This is a genomic window from Alkalihalobacillus sp. CinArs1, assembly GCF_947387515.1.
Taxonomy (GTDB): Bacteria; Bacillota; Bacilli; order Bacillales; family Guptibacillaceae; genus Guptibacillus.
Genome location: NZ_CANDOB010000002.1, coordinates 1,006,389 through 1,023,629, shown reverse-complemented (window position 1 = coordinate 1,023,629; position 17,241 = coordinate 1,006,389). Strand labels below are relative to the sequence as shown.

The following is a 17,241-nucleotide window of genomic DNA, read 5'->3' as shown; positions in this document are numbered from 1 at the left end:
TGGGCGAAAACTCATTTATTCCAATTCTTAATAGCTGATCGCGATTTGATTCGACGTTTTGATCTTATAATCTTGTTCATAAAAGTATACGAATCCCTCTACAATAAAAGGTTCATGAATCTCCGTTCTTAATGGAATTTGAAAATTCTCGATCCCTATTTTGTTGCCAGGAGAAATGGAAACATCACCAAGAGGTGATACCCAGATCTCGCCTCGCTCTCTTGCTTTCGACATCCAGTCGCTATCCATGAACGTCCACTGTGTACCGTTTGTAGCCCCTCTTGTCTCTGCCTGTTCAACCGTTAGAATCTGACCTTTAATTATGGCTGTTTCTGCTGGACGGAATCGAAAACATACAACTGGGTTCTTCAGCGACGACATCCCTTTGTTCGTAATCTGCAAGTCCCCTCTTATGATGAATGACTTTTTATCATTCACAATGATCGAGTAATTTAAGTACGCTAACGCGTTTAGTTTATCTGTACTTTCAGATGTTTCTGTATCCTTTACATCACTTGGCGTTCGATATTTCATACGTCTTTCATAATCTTTTATTTTTGTTTTGAATTGTTGTATTTGTACTTCTTTCTCATTGATATCATTTTGCATCGATGTAAGAAGCTTTTCGTAATTCTTGATCCTACCTTCTGAAACTGCTCCTTGGTATTTCTTTTCTACAGCTTCAAGCTTCATCTTCAGGTCTGTTGTACTCTTTTGTTCTTTGTCGATTTCAGCCTTTGTTCTCTCAAGCTCACCGATTAACTTACGCCGCTCTTCTTCCAATGCTTCAATCTTTAGGTGAGCTTTGTTTACTTCCTTCTCAAATTCCTTTATCTTCCCTTCTTTCGTTTCGAGTGACGCTCTTTTAGCATCGTTTTCGTATTGTAACTCTTCCATTTTAGTTTCGACCAAATGAAGATGATCTTTTACAAATATCAGTTCTTTTTCAAGTTCTAATGATTTTTCTTGAAAGTATTTTGTTCTTGTAATCAACCTGGAATAGCTTAACGTTTCATCCTGTTTCACTTGGCTCACTCCTCTCCCTATTATATGTATGAACCTCGGTCCCCTCTTCATAACAAAAAGGGAGAGATCTCTCTCCCCCTTCACATCCTTCGATCTTAGTGATGTTTCTTGTACTTTATGTCGTCGAAATTAATGCAGTTGTCGATCGTTAAACCGCCTGTTTCAGCTTCGACTACACCAGAGTTGAATACAGTTTCCCCTCTACGGTCGTACAAATGCACTTCGAATTCATTGCCTTCATCAGTATCTACAACAGCTAGCTTGAATTCACATCTGATTCCGTTTTTCATTCTTCCGGATCCATTGATCATGAATTTAACACCTTCGTCTCCACAAGGAACGCAAACGAGTGAATCTTGATCGAATGACTCTGCTGTGAATGAAAAGTCCATCGTGCCATCTTCCATGTTTGAATCATTGAATGTAAATGACATATTGCTTCCAGTCAAGCTGCAATCAGGACAAATATTGAGCTTCATCGAGATATTTCCTTCGTAGTCTCCATTACCAGTAGAACCGCTGGCTTCACCCGCTACAGTACAATCGCAGCTTGGTCTTGGGAAGATATCTGGACATTGTTCAGGGAACGTAATTGGTGGGCACCACTCATCAACATCTTCTGGAGCGATCAGGTCATTATCACGAGGTGAACAGAACTTAGCAAGAACTTCTAGCTTCACCTCTGCTTCAACTTGAATATCTACACAGAAAATAACTTCTAGATCGAATGATTGAGGAACAGGACAGTTTAAGAGAATCGTGCCAGATGGGATGCGTGCGATGATCTTCGTAATGCGGCAATAAAGATCAGTTCCGTCCGGATAGCATAGAACGAAAGATTCTAATACAGATGCATTGCAGCTAACCTCTGTAACCGTCTGACCGTTACGGTCGACTACTCTTACTTTCACATCTGTGGTGAAGAGTAAATCGACGAGTTGTGCGTCCGCATAGCCTCCCCCTGGAAGTACGACGTTCACATCTCGTTTCTCTCCAACCTGTTCGCAAAGAAACTCCTCACAGTGATCGCTATCTGCTAGCGGAAATAATGGTGGCGCTTCAGGCGTTTGTGCAACGATCCTTAGCGGACGGCGACTAGGATCTTCCATTGCAGACTCTATCTGTTCTAACTGATCTTCAGAGAATTGGATGTTCTTTGAAACCATCAGTTGGTCCGTTACCCAGTCGTAAACTTTTTGAACGCGAATACATTCATCTTGCAAACTGTTCGTTGCAGTAGGAATCGTTCGGTTCGGTTTAGGCTTGTGACCCATATAGTTCATTCCTTTCTTCACATTATAGGTTGATTCACTACATATTATGGAATTAGGAGAGAAATGCAACAGTAAAGGCTGCCCAAATTTCTTTTATTGGAAATCTGCTTCTTATTCATTTTAATCCGTCGAAGGAGTGTTTTTATATGGAACAATTCTATTGGAAAGAGAGAGCGATCGGATCCTTAACAAAGGAAGAACGAGAGCACCTCAATCTTCTCATGCCATACTTTGGGCTATCCATCGATGCCCGCTCGAGTAAAGCGTCGAGCGCGTTCACCGGTAAAGTTGTGTGTATCGAGGGGTTACCTGTTGAGCTGTTTGATTCACTAAAAAAAAGTTTATTGCATACTGGAGTTCGGCTAACCACGAATCGACATGAAGCTCAGGACCTACGGATCTTCGTTGAGGTACGTCATAGCGGCTCTCATCCAATTGCACTCAGAGTAAATAATATGAACTACTATTTAAAGCCGCTACAGCTCTCGACGAAAAACGTTCAAGAGCACCTTCACAAACACTTATGGCTTCCAACGTTAAGTGCTACATTACGATTTCGATTTCAACCTTACGTTTCACAACAAATTCCTGAATGGCTTAGCTATGCGATCATACAGTCGTTTTATAGAGAAGAACTTTATCCAATCTCAGCGATCACGTTTCATGAATACCAAACGATCATTAAGAAAGTTCTTCGCCCCATCAATCCTCATTTTGCAAACTACCAATTGAACGAAACTGAAACAGACTGGCCAGACTTACCACCTGAACTTGCTTCTTCCCCTACAAAGAAGCCTATAGAAGCAAAGAAAGGTTTGCTCGAGGAAAAACCGAAATTAAGCCATCAGATCGAACCATTTAAAAACGTAAATGCTAATCAAGACGTCCAAACGTTTAATCCGTTTAAATTCCAAAATAGAGAAAACCGACGATCCATAATAAATCCATTTCAAAAAAAGCGTTAAATGCCTATACTCCGTCCTCCTCTAATGAATAAACTAGATCAAACCATCGATCGTATTTTAATAGGAGGATGACAATGTTAAAGAAAGATATACAGGAATTATTTAATCAAGCGAAACGCCGTCCTCGCGGTAAATCGCAACCGCCAGCACCAAAGAAATCAGGGTGTAAATCATGTGGGAAAGTGACATGGAAACCAAATAGATAAGTAAAGCCACCTACCATGGTTATGGAAGGTGGCTTTTATATGAGCGGCCAAAAAAGAGGGATCAAATAAAGCGTCGTGCACATGACGATGATTTTCACTGGCAAACCAGCTTTCATAAAATCGACGAATCGATACTTTCCTTCTTCATAAACTATTAGGTTCGTTTGATAGCCGAAAGGAGTTAAAAAGCTAGCTGAGGCAGCAATCGCGATCGCAATTGCATATGGTTCAACATTGAATCCTAGTTGTTCCGTCATATAGAGTGCGATTGGAAAAACGAGAGCAGCTGCAGCGTTATTCGTAATCATCTCTGTAACGACTGAGGCTAAGATATAGATTGCAACGAGTAAAGGAAAGGGGCCATACTCACTCAATGGTAAGATAAATGTTTCTGTCATCATGAGAGCAGCACCAGACTTTTCAAGTGCCACCGCAATCCCTAGAGCAGATCCAATGATGCTTAACAGCGGCCAGGGGATCGATCGGAACGCTTCTTTGATTGTGATCACTCTGAGAATGAGGAAAAGGATACAGGTGATCATTGCACCGTGAGCCATCGAAATCCACTGCAAACTTACACTAAGAAGCATGGAGAAAAACAAAACATAAATGAGGATTTCTTTTCCCGACATTGTCAGTTTCTTCACCTGAGTTGGAAGTTCTTTTTCTTCATGGTGTATTTCCGGCAGTCGTCGATAGCCGTAAATACTCATGTAGAGAATCACTGCTATCGCGCTTGGTACACCGACTAGGGCTAATTCGAACATTGAAAACCCTTCATACCCATTTTGTACGAGCATGGAATGAATCAAAAGGTTCGTCGAAGTTCCAATCAGTGTACACATTCCGCCTAGAATAGCTGCATAAGACACTGAGATGAGAAATTTTGATGGATAAGAGTTTTTGGCGATCGACCACTTTTTAACGATTGGGGTGATCAGAAGAACGAGCGGTATATTGTTAAGGAAGCTAGACATTGCGGAAACGATCGCCATGATCTTCATCGTGCTTTTTGATTCATTATCAGCTGACCTCGAAATCATACTTGTTAAGGTTTCCACAACGCTGGTCCTCTGAATGGCAGTGATGATTACGAATAATGCTCCAACCGTGATGACACTCTGATTAATAAATCCTGATATGGCTTCCATTGGAGAGAGCACTCCGATTAGAAGTAGAATGAAGACAACTGAAACAAACGCAATGTGAGCCCTTACCCACTCGAACATCAAAATGATAAACATGATGAAAATGATGCTGATCGTGATAAATCCATAGATGCTCATCATTTCAACTGACACACTCTCCTATTAAAAATTTTTTATGTTCAGCCATCTACAGTCTTCTTCCTTTGATTTCGTCTACAATTTTCCGATTCATGTTTCGAAGATGTCTTTTCCGAACGGTTTGAATTTCTTTTCGAATGGCTGCAGCATGTTTCTTCGTTCCCATTTCATCATGGACTCTATAGCGTACGAGAGGCTGATCTAAATACTTGAAGTCGTATTTTTGCACGATTCTTAACCATAAATCATAATCATGCGTGAAGGGAAGGCTTTCATCAAACACTCCGAGTTCTTCGAATAGTGACATCTTAAGCATCACCGTACATCCATTGATTGGGCAGTTCACCTTGATCTTTCTATAAAAGAGTAGATTAGTTGGAAAGTAAACACCGATCGGGCCAGTGACGACAGCACTCGATTGATTCATCAGGACGTAAGATGAGTAGCTGACTGAGGCATTCGTTCTTTTCATAAACTCAACTTGCTTTCGTACTTTATCGGCTTCATAACAATCATCTGAACTTAACCAGCAAAAATAAGCCCCCGTTGCTGCTTTGATTCCAGCGTTCAGCGCACTTGCAGTTCCACCGTTTTCTTTTTTTATATACGTGATCGAACGCAGATATTTCTTAACTTTTTCTTCATGTTTCGTAGAACCATCGTTCACAACGATGATTTCAATATTTTCATAGGTTTGGTTCAGCGCACTCTGTATCGCCTGATCTACGTATGCGCAGTTATAGAATGGAATGATGATCGAAACCTTTTCCAACGGTCTCCCCCCTGGATTTCATAGTCATATTAAATTATGCAATTGCTTCCAATTTGTATTGGACATTCCTCTATTTTATGGATTATGTATGCGATGAACCAAACCTCTTCTTATTCAAAGAGACCAACTTGTAGGTACTGCATAAGATGAAGGTGTGAAAGTATTAGAAAAAAGCAGAGAGGATTTTTGCTTTGACGAATAGAAACCCATTTTTTGCGAACTCCATTGCTAAGAGCGGAACACACTTAATGAAACAACTCCTAGAGGGACACCCAGAGCTTACGCACAAAGCATTCATCTATCCTGGTCATCTTCAACAACTCGAGGAGCATCGAAAAACGCTCTCCTCACTTCCAATAAACTCATTTGCAAACGGTCACCTCTTCCATTCGGATGAGTATACAGCCCTTTTTAAGGAACTGGAACTTAAACAGCTCTTTTTGTATCGAGACCCTCGAGATATCGTCGTGTCTTACGGTTATTTCTTCATGCAATTTCCCGACCACCCTTATCGAAGATACTTCCAAGATCATAAGTTGTCGATCAAAGAGAGATTTCTAATTTTCATAAACGGAGCAACTAATGATTTAATCAAGAGGCCTAATATTAGAGATTGGTACCAGAAGTTCGCAGGATGGTTGAATGAACCGAATGTTCTTCCAATCTCTTACGAATCACTTGTAGAATCAAAAGAATCTCAGTTACAGCAATTAGAAAGAATAGTACGCTTCTTTCAGTTAGAACTTCACCAAGACGTAATAAAAACGCGAGTCAATCAGATGCAATCGAATGTAGATCCTAAAAAATCAGTCACATTTCGGAAAGGGCAATCAGGAAATTGGAGGCAAGAGTTTGATAAAGAGGTGAAGGACGCCTTTAAAGCGGTAGCAGGAGATCTTCTCATTCAATTAGGTTACGAGAACGATAAGAGCTGGTAATGAAAAAAAGGGGGACCTCTCCCCCAATTAGCAAGCGATTATTTCTTAAAAGCGATCAACGCCTGTTCGAACAGATTCACACTTCGCTGCCATGTCCATTTCGCAGCTTCTTTCTGTCCCTCAACCATGAATTTGTTTCGAAGGTTCGGCTGCTGAATCAAGGTCGATACATCTCGAAACAAGTTATTTTCATGCCGGTAAGATAACAGGCAGTTCTCCCCGCTTCTGCAATAGTCCATGTTTCCACCAGAGTAAACCGTTGCAAGTGCCGCACCACACTTCATGGCTTCTAATCCTGGAAGAGAGGCGGTGTCGTAAGTAGACGAGCTCACGAATATGTCCGCTTGATTCAAGAATAGATTGAGCTGTTGATCATTTTGCGGAGTTAACGATTGAAACAGTTGATTTGCATGCATTTGCCTCAACCACCGTGATGAGTTTAATTCTGAAGGTGGTGTGATCAAATTTATTTTCAAATCAGGGTACGTTTGTTTCAACCGAGTGAAAACAGAAATCAAATACTCTTGCTCTCTATGCCAGGAATAGCCTCCTTCTGGTATTCGAAGGATGCCGCTCACCTCTAACTTCTTGTTGTTTCGGATGTTCATATTCCTGAACACATCACTGACTCCGACAGGTACAATTTTGCCTTCAATCCCATGATTTAAGTTGATGAGCTGTTTTTGCCAGTTTGAGAGAACAATAAGGTTCTTACTAATGTGATAGCTTTTAAAAGACGCTTCATGATCATCTAGAAAAACCGGTTCATAGCAGAGGCTAATCCGAACATGAATTCCTTTCCCTTCCTGACTCGCTTGCTGACACACGTTCGTAAGTGTGTAGAAGTTCGAAACAATCACGTCGCTTACTGGAAAATCATCTGATTTGATCCCTGTACCCTTTGTCCTGATAACCGTTACTTTGTTCGGATATTCGATAACGCCGCCAGGAGGCATAACAAAAGAAACGTCATGCCCCTTGTTTGCCAAACCATTGGCTAGTTCAACCAACATCCTTTGTGCCCCTCCCTTACAGAGAGTTAATGCAGCAAATGTAATTTTCATAGCATTGTTTTCCTTTCACTCAATTTGTCTTACAGCTTCTTTAAGCGATCAAAGCACTCTAGAAAACGCGTAAACTCTTTTTTGTTCCCCACTGTTTGAAGTTCTTCATGCAACGCTGCAACTTGTTCTTCACTCAGATGTTTAGGAATCAATTCTGTTAACGGTTCATTAAAAGCACGTCGCTTTCCGATACCTCTCAACATCTCATGAAACACTTTCTTCGTTAGCGAATAATCGTTCGGGTACGTTTCACATAGCTTGTGGTAATCTATCAATATTTGATTCACTTCATGCAAATTGAAAGGAACTGGTAAAAACGTAAGGCTAATGATCATACATTCGATCGACCGATACGTTTCTTGAAATCGGTAGTAGTTCTTTTTTGAATCGTCAGTATTATGAATCGAAACAGGATGTTCCTGGTGATAACTCACAAGCCTTGGATCCGTAACGTATTTAGCGCCTTTTTTATACAGTCTGAAGCCCATCTCGCAATCATCCCACCCATAGCCTGGGTATTCAGAGAACAGCCCTACCCGATCGAGCATTCCTTTAGAAACAGAAACATGTCCGGTTCCAAATAACTGCCACGGAATACGGTAGTCTTGTAATTGATAACCGTAATTGTTGATTAAAATACGTTTATAAAATTCTTCGTAATGTGTAGGCATAGTCATGGATTGGTACGATTGATTTATGATATCTGCTCGAGTGATCAAGGGTTTTCGTCCTTTGTTCACCTCGAACTCCTTAAACTTTTTTACCAGTATTGGATTACATTTTGCTAGTTCATAACACTCTTCGATCTGTTCAGGTGTGAAGTCATTAAATAGTACAGAGTACAGTCGTTTTATAAAAATGATTCCTGTTACGACCGCATTTTTAATTTCTTTGTGATAGGTGTGATGGATCGTCAAAAAATCCGGTCTCACCAGTATTTCTGCGTCAAGAAAGATAATAACTTTTCCTTTCGCTTCCATAAGACCTTTATTTCGTGCAGCCGCTCTTCCGATATTTCCGCCACAATCGATGTACTTCAGATCGAATGTAAACGAATGACGATTCATGATTTGAGCTGTTTCATCCGTAGAACCATCATCGATCAAAATCACCTCGACCTTAGATAAATCAAACGTTTGATTCTGGAGGGAGTAAAGCGTGAATAAATTTTGAGGAAATTTATTATAGGTCGGGATAATGATACTGATCTCTTTCTCAGTCTTGCTGCCATGCATGGAATCACCTCGCTCTCATAACCTTCATGTTTCTAGAATTCTTCTTTGCTCTTCTATAATCAGTTCATCGAGCATTCGTTCATACCGTTTTTTTAATGACGCGATTTCATTTTGTTGTTCATCACTATGGACAACGGATCCCATCTTCCTATGCTTTCGATAGTATAGTAAGGTTTCTTCCATACTTTCGATTCGTGCATATCTTGCCATCCTCATCCACATATCATAATCCTGGGTGTATTTCAGCTTCGGGTTAAACATTCCAGTTTTCTCAAATAGCGCTTTCTTAACCAATACTGTACTTCCATTGATTGGACAGTTGTTTTGTAAATGCTTTAAAAAAGCCAGCCTTGTTTTTAACCTTGTCCCTACATGCTCTCTAAAAACAACATTGTTCTCATCGATCAAGCTGAAGTTTGTATAGACGAGATCCGCTCCTGAGTGCTTCATGTGCGAAACTTGTTTTGCTATCTTGTCTGGTAAAAATAGATCATCTGAGCTTAACCATGCGATGAATTCACCTGTAGCTAAACCGACCCCTCGATTAAGTGCAGTCGCTGTGCCTCCATTACGTTTATAAACGTATTTTACAAGAGGGAGATAAGGGTCGATCAGCTGTTTGTGCATGGAAGAACCATCGTCTACCACAATGATTTCTATATGTTGATACGTTTGATTCAGTGCACTTTCAATCGCTTGATTAACGTACTCACAGTTATAAAATGGAATGATGATACTAACTTTCGGACGATCACTCACTGGATCCCTCCTCATATTTAAGTCGTTAACGTGTAAACTATCTTACCTATCACTAGTTTATGAATAAGACGAAACGCCGACTAGATACACACCCACAACTTTCCATAAACCAACTAAAAAACGGCACTTGTCTACCATGCCGTTTTTGATTACCAATCTGGAGTTTTTTCATATCCTAACGATGTTAAAAGGGTACCACTCTCTTTTTTAAATAGACTCTTTAAATCAGAATCGAACTCGCCTTGCCAGCCGCCTATCGTACCTTTTCGAAACGTTGGTGATGTAGAAGGGTCGATGTTCTTAAGCATATTTCCTACCATCCAAGATCGCGATTTAGGAACAGAATCGTCTTTCCATAGAAATTTAACGAGATGATGAAGAACGAGAATTCGATTTCGTTCTGATGAAATTAAGTCTTCAAACCGGATCGTAAAAACATTCGGACGGTCCTTCCATTTAGAAAAACTTGTATACCATTCTTCAATGTTCGGCTGATAAGGCTTTTGAGGCGTGATCGGTTGACCACCTTCAATTAAGAACTTCATGCGATCACGATGGGTAAATCCTTTTTGTGTGAATGTTTCGTAGAGTGGGTGTATTTCTAAAGTAGGAATAAAATACGCATAAGAAACAACAACGTCTCGCGGGTCTCTCATGACAAATATCTTCTTCATATTCAACTTCGTAAAAAACGCATCCCATTCATCCGAACAGAACAAATGACCATTCACAAACTCATTTTTTTCTAGATTCTCTGTTCTAGAAAGCTGTAGCTTCGGTTGATTATTGAAGTGACCAAACATCCCTTTATCAGGGAAGTGTTTCATTCCAGGGATGCCAAGCAGAATTTGCTTAAGCAAATGTGTGCCGCTCTTTGGAATTGAAATCATGATAAAAGGATCTAATTCATTTGTTTTAGACAATGTCGTTCCTCACTTTCTCGTAGTAAAATACTATGGCTCACGCCTGCTCAAGGTTTCTATAGTACTCTAGAGAATCTTCTAGACTCTGGCGAAGGGAGTATGTCGGATTCCAACCAAGGTTTTTAATGTTCGACACATCCATCGGAATAACAGTTCCATTCTCACCAAGTTTCTTGTCGACTACGAAATGAGATACCTCTGTTAACGTCTCAAGCTCCCTCACTACCTCTTGCAGTGCGACAAGTCTTCCAGTAGCAAGATCGTATGTTCGTGTCCTTTCTCCTGTAACGAATAACTTCTCATAAGCACTTACCACATCACGGACGTCAAGGAAATCCCTTTTCACCTGTAGATTCGAAACAGAAAACGCCTCGGACGTAAGGTTTCGTTCCATATCTACGATGTGTTTCGTAAGCAGTGCACATATCCCAGAAGAATTTCCTGGACCTATTAGGTTTGTTGGCTTAGCTAATACAACGTGAAGGTTATACAATTCTGCCAAGTGAAGAGCGACCTGCGACTGCATCGTTTTACTCAGCGCATAAGGGTGGCTGGGTTTTCCTTTAGCAGGATCATATTGAAGTGCAGAGCCAACCATCACGACTTTTGTCGAAGGCTTCGTAGTTCGTATCGCATCGAGCAAATAAACCGTCGATAACACATTTGCTTCTAACGTACTCACCGGATTTTCCCATGACGTCTGAACTGCGTTTACCCCTGCGAGGTGGAGCACATATGTTGGCTGTTCTTCTTTTATCAAACGATCGATAGCATTCTTGTCTGTTAAATCACACTGGACCGAACGCAAACCTTCTAAGCAAGTGTTTCGAACGACAGCAGTAACCTTCAGATCAGTCTTAAGAAAGTGTCTGCACGCATGCTGTCCCGTAAAACCAGACGCGCCCGTGATTAGAATGGAGTCATCACTCATCTTCCATCCAATCCTTAAGTTCCTTTAGCATCGATTCATAATTAGGAGGTGTATAAATAAAGTCTTTCCGCGTATTCACGATCGTACGATCTAGCACGACTTCTTCATCAGGTGTGATGCGTACGTCATCTTTATTAAATGCATTTTTGAACAAGTGTAGGAGCTCGTATTTCGATACCTTCTCACCAACGCATAGATGATAGAGTCCTGTTACGTTGTTCAAAAGCAAACAGTCGATCGCCTTCGCTAGCTCAAGCGTTGTTACGCCATTCCACATCATGTTCTTATACCCTTTTATTTCTCCTTTTTGCTGCATAAACCACAGTAGCAATCCGATACCGTCCTTCTTCAGTTCTGGACCCACGATTGAAGTTCGGATCGTTAACGCACTGTCATCGTTCACCTCGCCCATTGCTTTTGTTTTTGCGTAAACAGACGTTCCATCCTTGGAATCAAACTCTGTATAATCACCCTTCTCACCTGAAAATACACAGTCTGTGCTGATATGAACAAGCTTCCCGCCATACCGCTTCGTTAACTTTGCAAGCTGATGAGGGAGTAAGCTGTTGACTTGGAAGGCTTCTGTTTTATTTCGCTCGGCGTGCTGATTCAAGATTCCAATCGCGTTGATCACGATGTCCGGTTTCATCTGATCGATCAACTCTTCTACCTGGCTCGGTATGAGTACGTCTAAATAGATTCCACCACTATTGCTGTCCCGGCAAGTATAGGAGACATCCCAGCCGTCTTTTCGCTGGAAATAATCCACGATCATATGCCCGGCCATTCCTTTTCCACCTAAGACAAGTAGCTTCATGAGATGAATCCACCTTTTTGAAGGAGATTCTTCAACTCATCTCTCGACATCAAATTCTCGCTAGAATTATAGTTTTCTAGTTCTACTTGCTTAAAGTCAGCGTAATATTCCTGAAGCCCGTCTACTGTAATTGATGGTAAGATCACGAAGTATTCTTTGTCGTAATACACCGTGCTCTGACTTTCATACTCTGAAAATAGTAACTCGTGCAACTTTTCGCCTGGTCGTATGCCAAGTACTTCGATGTCTACATTTTCCTTACCAGACGCTTCGATCAGCACATCTGCAAGGTCTACAATCTTACATGTAGGCATCTTCATAACGAAAATCTCGCCACCCTTGCTTTCGTACGTTGCTTTGAAAAGAAGCTTGATCGCATCTTCAAGCGTTAAGAAAAATCGTGTCATCCTCATATCTGTTATACCGATTTTACCGTGTTCTTCTATCTGGTTCTTAAATACATGGATAACGCTCCCGTTCGTGCCTAACACGTTCCCGCCACGCACGCATACGAACGTTGTATTCGATTTGAGAACATTCGCATGAATGATCAAACGCTCACCCATCGCTTTTGTGAATCCGTAAAAGTTCGATGGATTCGCTGCTTTATCCGTCGAAATATAGATTACTTTTTCAACGTTATTAAGAATAGCCGCATCGATTACGTTTTGGGTCCCAATGACATTTGTCTTCATCGCTTCTAAAGGTTGATCCTCACATACCGGAACATGCTTAAGAGCTGCAAGATGAAAAACAAAGTCTACCCCTTTCGTTGCCTCGATTAGACCGTCCTTTTCCTTAATATCTCCTATAATAAATTTAAGCTTTTTCTCTTGATGAAAAGCTCGTTTCATCGCGACTTGACTGGACTCATTTCTCGAGAAAACTCTTATTTCGCTCGGCTGTTTTTCAAGCAATTGCTTTACAAGTTCATTTCCCCATGATCCAGTTCCCCCAGTTACCAGTATCGTTTTATTGTGGAACAACATGTAGCCCTCCCATTAAAAATTTCACCACTTTATCTGAAACTGCATCATCTGCATAGCCTTCTGGAAGATCCCATTCCGAAGGTTGATTCACCATCACGTTCACTGCTCGCAAAATATTCATCGCATTTAAACCTGAAACAATGTTGCTTCCACATGCAACGGTTTCTGGACGTTCCGTTGTTTTTCGTATCGTTACTGTAGGAATATAGAACAAACAACATTCTTCCTGGACAGTACCGCTATCTGTTAGAACACACTTTGCATTCTGTTCAAGCTTCACGAAGTCAAAAAATCCGAACGGTTCATGAAATTCGATGAGGGGATCTAATTCGATGCCATTCAATTGTGACAAACGTGATCTTGTACGCGGGTGAACACTACAAATCATCCGTTTACCATGTGTTTTAACAACATGATTCATTCCTTGAAGGATTTCTTTGAGGTTCTCATCATAATCAACGTTTTCAGCCCGATGAGCCGTAACTAGGAAATAATCCTTTTTTGTCAGGTTAAGATCCTCAAGAATTGAGCTTTCATTGATCTTAGCTTGATTATGTTTCAACACTTCATTGATCGGATTTCCAGAAACATAAACCCGATTGGTCGCAATGCCTTCCCGTAAGAGGTTTTCTTTACTTTGAGGCGTATACGGAAGATTGAATGTTGAGATCGCATCGATGACACGTCGGTTTTTCTCTTCAGGTACAGACCAATCAAAGCATCGGTTTCCAGCTTCCATGTGCACGACAGGAATTCCCATCCGCTCTGCTAAAATGGCACTTAACGCACTGTTTGTATCTCCTAACACAAGAACCTTATCAGGCATTTCTTTTTTAAATATGATTTCAAGCTCTCGATACATGGTCGCGAGCTGTTCTCCTAGCGATTGTTGCTGATTAAATAACATATAATCAGGCTCTCTTATACCGAGCTCCTTAAAAAAGATGCTGCTGAGGGTTTTCGTGAAGTTTTGCCCTGTATGGATAAGTACATGCTTATCTGCTAGATGATCGAGCTTATCGATGATCAAGCTCAACCGTATGATTTCAGGTCTAGTACCTAAAACGGTAATGATTTTCATGGTTCCTTCCCCTCCTGCTAGATTTCTAGGACAGCTTACTGATAGGTTATGTAAGTTATTAACAGTTTGATATGGTTAGCACACTATATTTGTAAAAAAACGGCATTCCGTTTAACACGATAAATTGAAACCAATGAAAATCTATTATTCTAGGAAGTATTTCTGTAGTTCAGTTATGGTCACAGGCTTTTGAATCGGAAAATCGACAAATCTTAACACAACAAAAAGACACTGAAGTGTGTCCTTACCTTCGCGTCTTTTCTTTATCTATGATCACTTTTTCGATGTGTTCCATCAGCTCATCTGCTCGTTTCGATGTGGAATGATTCGCAATCACCATCTGATGACCTGCTCTTGCTATTTGAAGTCGTTCTTTTTCATGTTTCAAATAATACGAAGCTTTCTGAAGCACATTCTGTTCATGAACAGCCACAAAGGTTTTCCCATCAACGAACCCGAGATCTGTTAATTCTTTCGATGAGGAAGCTAAAAGTAGACTATTGCATGCTGGCACTTCAAAATATTTTAGTACTGGATAATGGTAGATCGAGTCACACGTAAAAAACATCTTCGCACGATTTAATTCCATTGCGTAAGCTTCCCCTGCTAAATGACCTTTGCCAATTCGTTTATATCCAGGATGTTCATAGTATTTAAAATTCGTCGTAGCCTTCAATTGGTTGTACATACTCGCACGCAGTGGATAGAAGCTTGGAAACAATGCACCAAGCATTAAATAATCAGTACTTTTACCTAGCTTATAATCTTTGAAGATCGATGTGTCGACATGATGAGGAAACCAAATGAAGCGATCCTGAAATTCCGGATACCATTTTAAAAACGCATCTCGATAGTGAGCAAAGATTACAGACACGTTCCCTTTCTCGATAAACCGTTTACGGTGCTGCTTTTTATAATGAAGGTCATGCATAAAGATTCCGACCGGTATGTCTGTTTCATTTATTCTTCTTATAAAAGGGCAATAAGTAGGATGTAGATCGTTCATCAGAATGAAATCTGGACGTACTTGAATCTTAGCTAGAATGTCAGGTAACAATCCATGATCATGCCAAAAGATGACGTTTGCGCGTTTTTGTAATTCTCTCACCAAATAATAACTGCTGCGCTCTACATGCTTTGATAAATCTTTTGTAATAAATAAGATCGTTCGTTTCCGGACCATCCGTTCACACCCTTTCTTTCTAGCAGAATATAAAAAAGGTTTCACAGTTGTGAAACCTTCAAGAAAATTATAGTTCTAGTGAAACGATTTGATCTGTACATACCAGAATTTCATTAGCCTGTCCGGAAGCCCCTACAGGAGTAAAGATGACATAGTCAAAACCGATTTCCTTAATCATGACACCTGCAAGATCTGGTGTTCCATCACTATTTTGCGTTTCAGTCACATGCACCATCGTAAAGACTGTATTCGAGTTTTTGTACTGATACAATTTGGAATTCAATACTCTCAAACCCATACGATATCTCCTCTCAAAATAAATTCTAGGTTTATTCAACCTACTTTAATATAAATATGTATCCAAAAAATGGTTGTTTGGACAAATATCATTTTTTCAAAAAATAATTTATTTAACACGTAAAAACAAGGTGTTAGATAACTATTTTGTAAATAAATGGTTGTATTGCTCATACACTTTGTACCAACTTCTAATACATTATTGTAAGCCTGAAAATTGTCAGGTTGATCTTTCGATAAGGAGGAAATGATATGAGAAGAAGTCTTTTTGACGATACATGTTGTGGTTCTGTAAGACCTACTTCACATTGCAAAGGTTGTGTATGTGATGTGTTGCGCCGCATGGCTAACGGAAACAACTGTGATATTTGGGAAGATACAATGACTGAAGTGTATTTACTTCCTAAAGGTCAAACAGGATATATGTATATGAGTGGTGCAGAAAATCCTACAACATTCACTTTTATGGGGTTTGAATCGCACAGCTGTTGCGCAAGGTTCCGTTACACACCAGTAGATGCCGCAGGAACACCTAGAACAGTTATCATCGACTGTAGCACGCTTGCTGGTATTTCTCGCGCTGCAAACTGAGAATAATAGATTTTCCTCATCCATGAAGGTTGCTGAAAAGCAGCCTTTTTTAATTTGAAAAAAGCCTCTAATCAATAGAAGCTTTTCATTCTTTTCACTCATGTTCGATAAATAGCCTGAATCAACTTGATATACTCCTCTTCTTTCCCAATATCAAACCGTTCACCTGAAGAAATTCTGGCGAGGCATCGCTCTTCTGTAAGAATATCCTTTATTGCATCTGTCAGTTGAATTTCGCCCCCTTTACCAGGATTCAGCTTATTCAACTTTTCATAGATGTTCTTGGTAAATATATATCTTCCTGTTACTGCGAGATTTGAAGGCGGATTGGAAGCAGGTTTTTCTACTAGATCTGAAATCTCGTAAATTCCTTCAGACGTTTGCTTTCCTTTTATTACTCCATAGTCTTTAAGGTGCTGTTCTGCTACCTCTTTCACTGCGATCACATTTGCTCGGCTCTTATTATATACCTCGATCAACTCAGATAGAGCTGGCGTTCCAAGGAAGATGTCATCTGGAAGTAGTACAGCAAATGGGTCTTCACCAGTAAACGACTTTGCGAGAGAGATCGCATCACCCAACCCCTTTGCATGAGACTGCCTTACATATTGGATGGAGACGTTTGGGACCTCCGTTTTCTTTAATAAGTGTGTTTTATTTACACGCTCTAGAAACGCTTCAAGTTCTAATGAGTGATCAAAGTAATCCATGATAAGGTTTTTTGTTCGAGAGATGATGATCAATATTTCTTCTATACCAGAAGCAACTGCTTCTTCTACTACATAGTGGATCGCCGGTTTACCACAGATTGGGAACATCTCTTTTGGTATTACTTTTGTAATCGGTAGGCTTCTTGTACCATAACCGGCTGCAGGAATCACTGCTTTCTTTATCATACGTGCTC

The 17,241-nt window shown here is 40.4% G+C and carries 19 protein-coding genes; 4 read left to right on the top strand and 15 right to left on the bottom strand.

The features are described 5' to 3' along the window. Positions 1-27 precede the first annotated feature (27 nt). A complete protein-coding gene (locus PFZ69_RS13965; protein ID WP_270181682.1) occupies positions 28-1,026 on the bottom strand; it encodes a hypothetical protein in 999 nt (332 codons plus the stop codon). A gap of 95 nt (positions 1,027-1,121) precedes the next feature. Next, positions 1,122-2,300, bottom strand: a complete 1,179-nt coding sequence (locus PFZ69_RS13960) for a hypothetical protein (RefSeq protein ID WP_270181681.1) — start codon at positions 2,298-2,300, stop codon at positions 1,122-1,124. 146 nt (positions 2,301-2,446) lie between these two features. On the opposite strand from PFZ69_RS13960, the gene PFZ69_RS13955 reads away from it, so the two are divergent. Both PFZ69_RS13955 and PFZ69_RS13950 read left to right on the top strand, forming a co-directional pair. Then, a complete protein-coding gene (locus tag PFZ69_RS13955) occupies positions 2,447-3,265 on the top strand; it encodes a hypothetical protein (RefSeq protein WP_270181680.1) in 819 nt (272 codons plus the stop codon). A gap of 74 nt (positions 3,266-3,339) precedes the next feature. Then, positions 3,340-3,471 (top strand): hypothetical protein, encoded by a 132-nt coding sequence (locus tag PFZ69_RS13950; RefSeq protein ID WP_270181679.1) that lies wholly within the window; start codon positions 3,340-3,342, stop codon positions 3,469-3,471. A 35-nt stretch (positions 3,472-3,506) separates the two neighbouring features. On the opposite strand, the gene PFZ69_RS13945 is transcribed toward PFZ69_RS13950, so the two are convergent. Both PFZ69_RS13945 and PFZ69_RS13940 read right to left on the bottom strand, forming a co-directional pair. Beyond that, positions 3,507-4,772 (bottom strand): SLC13 family permease, encoded by a 1,266-nt coding sequence (locus PFZ69_RS13945; protein ID WP_270181678.1) that lies wholly within the window; start codon positions 4,770-4,772, stop codon positions 3,507-3,509. Between the two features lie 34 nt (positions 4,773-4,806). After that, the gene (locus PFZ69_RS13940) at positions 4,807-5,529 is read right to left on the bottom strand and encodes a glycosyltransferase (protein WP_270181677.1); all 723 of its coding nucleotides are present in this window, start codon (positions 5,527-5,529) and stop codon (positions 4,807-4,809) included. 191 nt (positions 5,530-5,720) lie between these two features. Here PFZ69_RS13940 and PFZ69_RS13935 point away from each other — a divergent pair, with 191 nt between their 5' ends. Beyond that, the gene (locus PFZ69_RS13935; protein ID WP_270181676.1) at positions 5,721-6,467 is read left to right on the top strand and encodes a sulfotransferase domain-containing protein; all 747 of its coding nucleotides are present in this window, start codon (positions 5,721-5,723) and stop codon (positions 6,465-6,467) included. Between the two features lie 38 nt (positions 6,468-6,505). Here the strand turns inward: PFZ69_RS13935 and PFZ69_RS13930 are convergent, their stop codons facing one another. From PFZ69_RS13930 to PFZ69_RS13885, 10 genes are all read right to left on the bottom strand, one after another. Then, on the bottom strand, positions 6,506-7,480 hold the full coding sequence (locus PFZ69_RS13930; protein WP_270181675.1) for a glycosyltransferase: 975 nt from the start codon (positions 7,478-7,480) through the stop codon (positions 6,506-6,508). Between the two features lie 80 nt (positions 7,481-7,560). Continuing rightward, the gene (locus PFZ69_RS13925; RefSeq protein ID WP_270181674.1) at positions 7,561-8,766 is read right to left on the bottom strand and encodes a glycosyltransferase family 2 protein; all 1,206 of its coding nucleotides are present in this window, start codon (positions 8,764-8,766) and stop codon (positions 7,561-7,563) included. Between the two features lie 24 nt (positions 8,767-8,790). After that, on the bottom strand, positions 8,791-9,525 hold the full coding sequence (locus tag PFZ69_RS13920) for a glycosyltransferase (protein WP_270181673.1): 735 nt from the start codon (positions 9,523-9,525) through the stop codon (positions 8,791-8,793). Between the two features lie 149 nt (positions 9,526-9,674). Further along, positions 9,675-10,448: a sulfotransferase domain-containing protein gene (locus PFZ69_RS13915; RefSeq protein WP_270181672.1), complete on the bottom strand. Its 774-nt coding sequence runs from the start codon at positions 10,446-10,448 to the stop codon at positions 9,675-9,677. Between the two features lie 37 nt (positions 10,449-10,485). Next, positions 10,486-11,379, bottom strand: coding sequence for an NAD-dependent epimerase/dehydratase family protein (locus tag PFZ69_RS13910; protein WP_270181671.1), 894 nt, complete (start codon positions 11,377-11,379; stop codon positions 10,486-10,488). Beyond that, positions 11,372-12,196, bottom strand: coding sequence for a dTDP-4-dehydrorhamnose reductase family protein (locus tag PFZ69_RS13905; RefSeq protein WP_270181670.1), 825 nt, complete (start codon positions 12,194-12,196; stop codon positions 11,372-11,374). Before PFZ69_RS13905 ends, PFZ69_RS13910 begins: the two co-directional genes overlap by 8 nt. After that, positions 12,193-13,182, bottom strand: coding sequence for a polysaccharide biosynthesis protein (locus PFZ69_RS13900; protein ID WP_270182050.1), 990 nt, complete (start codon positions 13,180-13,182; stop codon positions 12,193-12,195). The genes PFZ69_RS13905 and PFZ69_RS13900 overlap by 4 nt, the downstream gene beginning before the upstream one ends. Next, positions 13,169-14,266, bottom strand: a complete 1,098-nt coding sequence (wecB, locus tag PFZ69_RS13895; RefSeq protein WP_270181669.1) for a non-hydrolyzing UDP-N-acetylglucosamine 2-epimerase — start codon at positions 14,264-14,266, stop codon at positions 13,169-13,171. The genes PFZ69_RS13900 and wecB overlap by 14 nt, the downstream gene beginning before the upstream one ends. Before the next feature lie 244 nt (positions 14,267-14,510). Then, on the bottom strand, positions 14,511-15,449 hold the full coding sequence (locus PFZ69_RS13890) for a glycosyltransferase (RefSeq protein ID WP_270181668.1): 939 nt from the start codon (positions 15,447-15,449) through the stop codon (positions 14,511-14,513). Positions 15,450-15,516: 67 nt separating this feature from the next. Then, a complete protein-coding gene (locus PFZ69_RS13885; RefSeq protein WP_270181667.1) occupies positions 15,517-15,747 on the bottom strand; it encodes a hypothetical protein in 231 nt (76 codons plus the stop codon). Positions 15,748-15,998: 251 nt separating this feature from the next. Here PFZ69_RS13885 and PFZ69_RS13880 point away from each other — a divergent pair, with 251 nt between their 5' ends. After that, a complete protein-coding gene (locus PFZ69_RS13880; protein WP_270181666.1) occupies positions 15,999-16,337 on the top strand; it encodes a hypothetical protein in 339 nt (112 codons plus the stop codon). Positions 16,338-16,435: 98 nt separating this feature from the next. Here PFZ69_RS13880 and PFZ69_RS13875 read toward each other — a convergent pair whose 3' ends face one another. Then, positions 16,436-17,233, bottom strand: coding sequence for a UTP--glucose-1-phosphate uridylyltransferase (locus PFZ69_RS13875; RefSeq protein ID WP_270181665.1), 798 nt, complete (start codon positions 17,231-17,233; stop codon positions 16,436-16,438). Positions 17,234-17,241: the final 8 nt, after the last annotated feature.

Excerpts from the sequence above, each read along its gene's own strand:
- PFZ69_RS13960 (WP_270181681.1), bottom strand. The coding sequence starts at position 2,300 with ATGGGTCACAAGCCTAAACCGAACCGAACGATTCCTACTGCAACGAAC.
- PFZ69_RS13955 (WP_270181680.1), top strand. The coding sequence starts at position 2,447 with ATGGAACAATTCTATTGGAAAGAGAGAGCGATCGGATCCTTAACAAAG.
- PFZ69_RS13950 (WP_270181679.1), top strand. The coding sequence starts at position 3,340 with ATGTTAAAGAAAGATATACAGGAATTATTTAATCAAGCGAAACGCCGT.
- PFZ69_RS13930 (WP_270181675.1), bottom strand. The coding sequence starts at position 7,480 with ATGTTGGTTGAACTAGCCAATGGTTTGGCAAACAAGGGGCATGACGTT.
- PFZ69_RS13925 (WP_270181674.1), bottom strand. The coding sequence starts at position 8,766 with ATGCATGGCAGCAAGACTGAGAAAGAGATCAGTATCATTATCCCGACC.
- PFZ69_RS13910 (WP_270181671.1), bottom strand. The coding sequence starts at position 11,379 with ATGAGTGATGACTCCATTCTAATCACGGGCGCGTCTGGTTTTACGGGA.
- PFZ69_RS13905 (WP_270181670.1), bottom strand. The coding sequence starts at position 12,196 with ATGAAGCTACTTGTCTTAGGTGGAAAAGGAATGGCCGGGCATATGATC.
- wecB (WP_270181669.1), bottom strand. The coding sequence starts at position 14,266 with ATGAAAATCATTACCGTTTTAGGTACTAGACCTGAAATCATACGGTTG.
- PFZ69_RS13890 (WP_270181668.1), bottom strand. The coding sequence starts at position 15,449 with ATGGTCCGGAAACGAACGATCTTATTTATTACAAAAGATTTATCAAAG.
- PFZ69_RS13885 (WP_270181667.1), bottom strand. The coding sequence starts at position 15,747 with ATGGGTTTGAGAGTATTGAATTCCAAATTGTATCAGTACAAAAACTCG.
- PFZ69_RS13880 (WP_270181666.1), top strand. The coding sequence starts at position 15,999 with ATGAGAAGAAGTCTTTTTGACGATACATGTTGTGGTTCTGTAAGACCT.
- PFZ69_RS13875 (WP_270181665.1), bottom strand. The coding sequence starts at position 17,233 with ATGATAAAGAAAGCAGTGATTCCTGCAGCCGGTTATGGTACAAGAAGC.